Below are 6,288 nucleotides of genomic sequence, written 5' to 3'. Positions count from 1 at the left end.
GATGGGATGGCGAGGTCTCCTCGCCATATCCAATCGACCAAGAAAGCGGTCGTTTCGCTTCGCGACTTGAACAGGACTTACGCATGGGGAACGAAATATCGACGTTTGAGATTGCTTCGCTGCCGCTCGCAATGACAGAAAGCGGAGCTTGGAGTAAGATGGGATGGCGAGGTTTCCGTTCCTTCCGGGACGCTACGCTTTAGCGGAGCTTTGCGCTAGCAAACGCCATATCCAATCGACCAAGAGAGGGGTCGTTTAGCCGTCTGCATAACGCGCGTTAACGCGGAGCGACCGCTTTTTCCCCTTGAAAGGGGAGACTTTAAAGGGTGAATTATTTAATTAATAATTATTAATTATTCGGTAAGTCCCATTTAAGAGCGCGATCTTCAAAAATGGGACTGTAACTGGTAGTTAATTACAGAACTACAGTCACAAAATTGGAAAACTCTAATTCAAAACCCAATTGACTAGAGTCCGAACACCATAACCAGTTGCACCAGGATTATTGTAACCACTCTCTGCATCTATCCAAACCGGACCGGCAACATCTAGATGTGCCCAAGGTGTATCTTTAATAAACTGTTTCAAAAATAAAGCTGCAGTAATAGCACCACCAGGACGCGGACCTGTATTCTTCATATCAGCGTGCATAGCTTTCAAACCCTCGAAATATTTCTCCTCCAAAGGCATCCGCCACATTTTCTCTCCAGCTCTTTCTGCTGCTGCTGTTAGTTGAGCTGCTAAGTCATCATTAGGACTCCACAAACCAGCAATATCATTACCCAATGCTACAACACAAGCACCAGTAAGAGTTGCTAAATCTACAATTGCATCTACTCCCAACTTTTCAGCAAAGACTAAGGCATCTGCCAAAGTCAAACGCCCCTCTGCATCTGTATTATTCACCTCAATAGTTTTGCCATTAGAAGCAGTCAGAAAATCACCGGGGTGCATGGCATGACCACTAACCATATTTTCTGTAACAGCGCTGATAAAATGAACTTCCACATCTGGTTTCAACTGAGCGATCGCCTTAACAGCACCAAAAGTTGTACCTGCTCCACCCATATCAGTTTTCATCATTTCAATGCCACTACCAGAAGGTTTCAAATTTAAGCCACCGGAGTCAAAAGTTAAACCTTTTCCTACTATCGCTAACTTGCGACGAGGAGTACCTTCTGGTTTGTAAGTGATATGAATAAATTTTGGTGGCAAGTCAGAAGCTTGAGCAACTCCAAGAAAAGCTCCCATACCTAATTTTTCACAATCTTCTTTTTCTAGAATTTCTAGAGCTAGACCAAACTCTTTAGCTAAAGCTTCAGCAGTTTCAGCCATAGTTATTGGGGTGCAAGAATTAGCAGGAGCTGCTACAAGTTCCCTGGCCAAGATGACTCCTGAGCAGATTTGTCGGGCGCGGGCGATCGCTTCATCGGAGCCAGCTAAACCAATTAACTCTACTTTTTCTACATCTGGCCCTTGATTTTCCACTTCAGATTTAAAGCGATTATCTTTATGGAGAGCTAACTCAATGCCTTCAGTCATAGCTGTAGCTGTAGAATCAGCATCCTGACACATTGGCAGGCTAATGCCGAGAGTTTTGCATCTCTCCTTTTTTGCTAAACGTCCAGAGGTCGCTGCTGCTTGGCGCAGAGTATCTAAATTTAACTCCTCTGATTTGCCTAGGCCAACAATAATAATTTTGCGAATAGGGGTTGTACCGCCCACACGAGTTGAGGCACTGCTGTTGGCTTTACCCTTAAATTCTGTTTCTTCAATTAGTTCAGATAAAGTACCAGCCAACATTTCGTTCAATTTGGCCATATCCCCAGTTAATTCTATGGCATCCTCAAATAAACCAATAGCTAGGGCATCTCCGGCCCATTCTAACTGAGGTGTATTGGTTGCTTTAATTTCCATGTTGATTTCCTCTCAAACAGTAATAGATTATCTTAATCTGTATTTCTGAATGTATCTACATTTGAGCAATAGTTACCAAAATAGAAAGATATAAAGCACTTATAACACCAATTTGATAAGTGTTTGCTACAAATAGCTAGGGTACTTATAAGAAGTCAGAATTCAGGAGTCAGGAGTCAGAATGAATAGATTTGATACATTTTTTTGTGTCGTAACTTATCTTTTTTCTCAAATACAAATTTCTGATAAAATATTTTAATAGTGCTTATTATTCGTAACATTCTTTTTTCATGCATGGTATAACTTAGTTCTAGTAGTCTATTTGATTAATTTTTATGGGTCAGCAAATTCACAAATTATTAGAGAATATTTATACAAGCCATTTGGTATCAATGTCCGTGATTAAATTTTTAGGAAAGGGGAGATGGGGAGATTGGCAGATTGGGAGATTGAAAGCTTGAAGTAATTATAGAATTATCAACATATATTATATAACCGGATTCTATATGAAATCCTTGTTCTAATGAGGTATAAGGTTTTATAATTTAAGGGAATAGGCAATAGATATTAGTATTAAACTTTACCTCACGATGCTCCAAAGTCCTGTCAAAATAAATCAAACTTTTGCTGAATTTTCATCCTACATAAATAATGGTTTAACAGCAAAATCTCCCAAAGTCACAGTAAAGTTATGCTGTTGTTTAGTCGCGGCAAAATTAATCACAGTTTCACAAGAAACAGCAACGGTTAACATTACCAAATTTCTTGCTAAAGGATAATCACACACATCATCATTTATATGGGAAGGTACTCGATAATTTTCATTCCAAATTATTTCTGAATAATCCGAAGCTAATCCTACATGAAGACAAGAAATATTAGAATTAGCACAATAATTTTTTACTGCACTTCTACTAATACTATTGTCAAAAGTATCTATAACTAATTCACTTTTTCCTAATAGTTTACCCGCATTTTCTACAGTTAACTTTTGAGATTGACTATCAATTTTTATTCCCAGGGCACGATAAAGACTATTAGTCAGAATTTTAACTTTCAATGCCCCAATATCAGAACGATAATAAGGTTGAGTAGATAGGTTACGTTCTTCTATGCGATCGTAATCTATTACTCGTAATTTATTGAACCCAGAACGAGCTAAATTTTCAGTAATATTTGCTCCTAAAGCACCAGCACCACAAATAGTTATTGACAAATTTTTTAGCTTTGTCATTATTTCTGAACTGCGGTAAAGTTGTTCGTGAAAAAATATAGACATGGTTTGGAAGGAAGAAGGAAGAAGGTGGAAGTTGGAAGGAAGAAGGTGGAAGGTGGAAGGTGGAAGGAAGAAGGTGGAAGGTGGAAGTTGGAAGTTGGAAGAAGTAATACAGCATATTCCAGGTATATGAAGTACAGATACTAAGAGAGTGAATGCACAACAAAAAATTAAGACGGTCAGAGTGCTTAATGTTCGGTGGGTTACGGCGGAAAGTTAAATGTTGCTTAGGACTCATAGTTATTGCCACCTCACTCTCCCCACCCTACGCTTGGATTTAATATTCCTTTTACAAACAGTCTCTAACAATTAAGTATTTATAGTGCGGACATCTTGCCAGCGATGGATGTACCACACTTAGGTGGAATCTGCTGTATGATTTTGTATTGTACTTTAGGGTATTGTAAAATATGGGTAGTCATCGAGAACAATATATATGGAAACGTGGAGTTAAAATGGCTATTAATTGCTACAAAATAACTCAAATTTTTCCTAATTCTGAGCTTTATGGTTTAACCAGTCAAATTCGCCGTAGTTGTGTTTCAGTTCCGTCAAATATTGCTGAAGGATATGGCAGGACAAGTAAAGCTGAATATATACGTTTTCTCAGAATTGCTCTCGGTTCTCTCAGAGAATTAGATACCCAATTAATTATTACTAAAGCAGTAAATTTAGCTAAACCAGAACTCTTTATTCCTATTATAAAAGAAGTTGATGAAGTACAACGTCTTATTATAGCTACTATTCACAAACTAGACAAATAATTTGCCTTTCTCTTTCTTCCTTCTTTAGTGTAAGTATTCAACCGGACATGATATTACTTCTTCCTTCTTCCTCCTTCCTTCTTCCTTCTTCCTTCTTCCCTCTTCCTTCCCTTATCTCTGCTCAACGACTCCAACTAAAGATTGTAAGTCAAAATCTCGATCGCCTCCACTTAAACAAATACCTGCACTTACCACAGTTAAGTCATTTTTATTAATAGCAGAAGTATGACGCTCTCCATTTCCACTCACCCATTCCACTTGCCAATAATTGGAGCGGTCTCTAAAATTTTGTAACTCTCCTCCACCCATAGCTAATGCTTCTCTTAGTCTTTTTTCATCTTTTTGATATTGCATTTTTTTCATAAATTCTTTTTTTTGTCGTGCTACTAAATCGTAAACCGTTTTAATTTCTGGAGTCATCCCTTTAAACTTAACTTCTTTCGGTAGTGTAATATTTTTAAATGCTTCCCGTAACTCTTCTGCTATTAAAGGATCGGCACGGCGGTCTATATCTTCAAACCACCAATAAACACCATCAAATCTAGCAATTATTTGCTCAAACATTGCTCCTTCTGTTACTAGATGAACTGGTACAGGTTTAGCACAAGCAAATCGTTGTTGAGCATCAGATTCATTAGTTGGATATGCTAGCCATGTTAGCCCTTTCAATTGACAAGCAAGGAAGAATCTTAGAGGTTTCAAAAGTTGAAAATATTCTTCTAGCTGAGGCAAACTAGGTTCTTCTAAAAATTTGGCTATTTTCTCATTTATTGGTTGAAATATTCCCCATCCTGCAAATGTTTTTGGTTCACTTTCAAAGGTATAAATCATTCCTGCTACTCTAGTTTTTACTCGCCCGTTTTTTACACAAGGTGCTAAAAATTGAATATTTTTTAATTCTGCTTCTTGAATAGCTAATTGGTTTATTAATTTCCGAATATCTGTCATTTTTTTTAAGGAATAAGTACCAGGACATAAATAAATACCACTCTTTAGGAGAAACAACAAATCAATCTTCTTCCTTTTTCCTTCTGCTATATAAATTTGTTTGTAAGCATTCAGCTATTAGCTATTAGCTGTCAGCTCGAGCGCAATAAAACTACACCTTAGTACCAAGCGTGAAAAAAGAATTCTATAAATTTATCTTGATTAGAGATACTTAAAAAGAACTGCTCTAATTCATTTTAGAGAGCTATATCTAGCATGATCATTTTTCCCTTTTTTTTTCAATACTTCCTCCTTTTCTTACTTCTTTCTTTCTTTAGCTGATAGCTGTTTCGCTGCGCGACATGAAAAGCGCAGCTCCTCCGCAGGAGGCAAGAGGCAAGCTGACGGCTGAATGCTTACATTTGTTTCCCCTTGTTTTCGTTTTGCTTGTGCTTTTAACATCCGTTCTTTCAAAATAGAGTTTTTAGCAATTATATCTTGGTTATCTTGATACCAAGGTGGAATATCATCATAGTCAGGAATACCATCATCTATTAAATAACGAGAATTATAATTTTGAGGATAACCTTGAGTTACTCCACCTGCACAAATGACAAATAAATCAGTTCCTTTATCTGCTTTAATTGCTCTTTTTGCTGTGGGAGAAACTCGCACTAAATCCCCGCGTTGTATTTCTATTAATTCTCCATCAATCAGAATAACTCCTTTTCCTGAAACAACAATATAAACTTCCTCTTGTTCCACATGACTATGAGTAAATGTATAACCTTCATTGGGTGGTAATTTAATTAAACCAATACCTACACTTTGAAGATTTAGTTTTCTGTAAGGATTAGTTAAATAGGGAAGATTATCGAAGTCAAAATTGGCTTTAGTAAAATTTTTATTATAGTTGTAATTTAGGCTCATTAGTCTAATTTTTTTGCTTAATCGCTAGAAAGCATGGCAGAGAAATTTCTCTCTTCCCAAGATTTTTAATATTTATATACTACTATTATAATACAATATTAAAATATCGCAACCTTGAGAAAAAAAATTTTCTAGTTGGATGATAGAAATAAAGATCGGTTCGGCAAATATTTAAAGATTGACATGAAAATCTAGAAATCACTATTTATATTGAGCATTAATTTGACTATAGTCTCATCGTATTTATAAGAGGCTGTTTGTAAAATTTTATAAAGTAAAGCCTTGGCGGAGCCTAGCAGTAGCTATATCGTCCTTTAAACTGAATAACTTGGTTATTTATCCGGTGACTTTGCAGACTGCAATACCCAATTTGGGAGCAGTAAACATACTTTATATTATAAATATTCGACAACTAAAACTTCTGAAATATTTTTTGAGTTATTTCCGGATAAATAATTTTTCCAATTAACACAA

The 6,288-nt window shown here is 36.5% G+C and carries 6 protein-coding genes; 2 read left to right on the top strand and 4 right to left on the bottom strand.

Annotated elements, in window-relative coordinates:
• Positions 1–203: hypothetical protein (locus tag ACP6PM_RS05810; protein WP_426582685.1), on the top strand; the 203-nt coding region annotated here is incomplete at its 5' end.
• 244 nt (positions 204–447) lie between these two features.
• Here ACP6PM_RS05810 and ACP6PM_RS05805 read toward each other — a convergent pair.
• Positions 448–1,917 (bottom strand): leucyl aminopeptidase, encoded by a 1,470-nt coding sequence (locus ACP6PM_RS05805; RefSeq protein ID WP_426582683.1) that lies wholly within the window; start codon positions 1,915–1,917, stop codon positions 448–450.
• A 640-nt stretch (positions 1,918–2,557) separates the two neighbouring features.
• A complete protein-coding gene (locus ACP6PM_RS05800) occupies positions 2,558–3,196 on the bottom strand; it encodes a ThiF family adenylyltransferase (protein WP_426582681.1) in 639 nt (212 codons plus the stop codon).
• Between the two features lie 407 nt (positions 3,197–3,603).
• Between ACP6PM_RS05800 and ACP6PM_RS05795 the strand changes: the two genes are divergently transcribed.
• Complete coding sequence (locus ACP6PM_RS05795) at positions 3,604–3,957, top strand: four helix bundle protein (protein ID WP_426582679.1); 354 nt, start codon at positions 3,604–3,606, stop codon at positions 3,955–3,957.
• Positions 3,958–4,068: 111 nt separating this feature from the next.
• On the opposite strand, the gene ACP6PM_RS05790 is transcribed toward ACP6PM_RS05795, so the two are convergent.
• Both ACP6PM_RS05790 and ACP6PM_RS05785 read right to left on the bottom strand, forming a co-directional pair.
• Positions 4,069–4,905, bottom strand: coding sequence for a hypothetical protein (locus ACP6PM_RS05790; protein ID WP_426582677.1), 837 nt, complete (start codon positions 4,903–4,905; stop codon positions 4,069–4,071).
• A 297-nt stretch (positions 4,906–5,202) separates the two neighbouring features.
• Positions 5,203–5,814, bottom strand: a complete 612-nt coding sequence (locus tag ACP6PM_RS05785; protein ID WP_426582675.1) for a cupin domain-containing protein — start codon at positions 5,812–5,814, stop codon at positions 5,203–5,205.
• Positions 5,815–6,288 lie beyond the last annotated feature (474 nt).

It is taken from the genome of Dapis brunnea BLCC-M229 (assembly GCF_050015995.1).
Lineage (GTDB): Bacteria > Cyanobacteriota > Cyanobacteriia > Cyanobacteriales > Microcoleaceae > Trichodesmium.
This window is presented reverse-complemented; position numbering and strand designations above follow the sequence as displayed.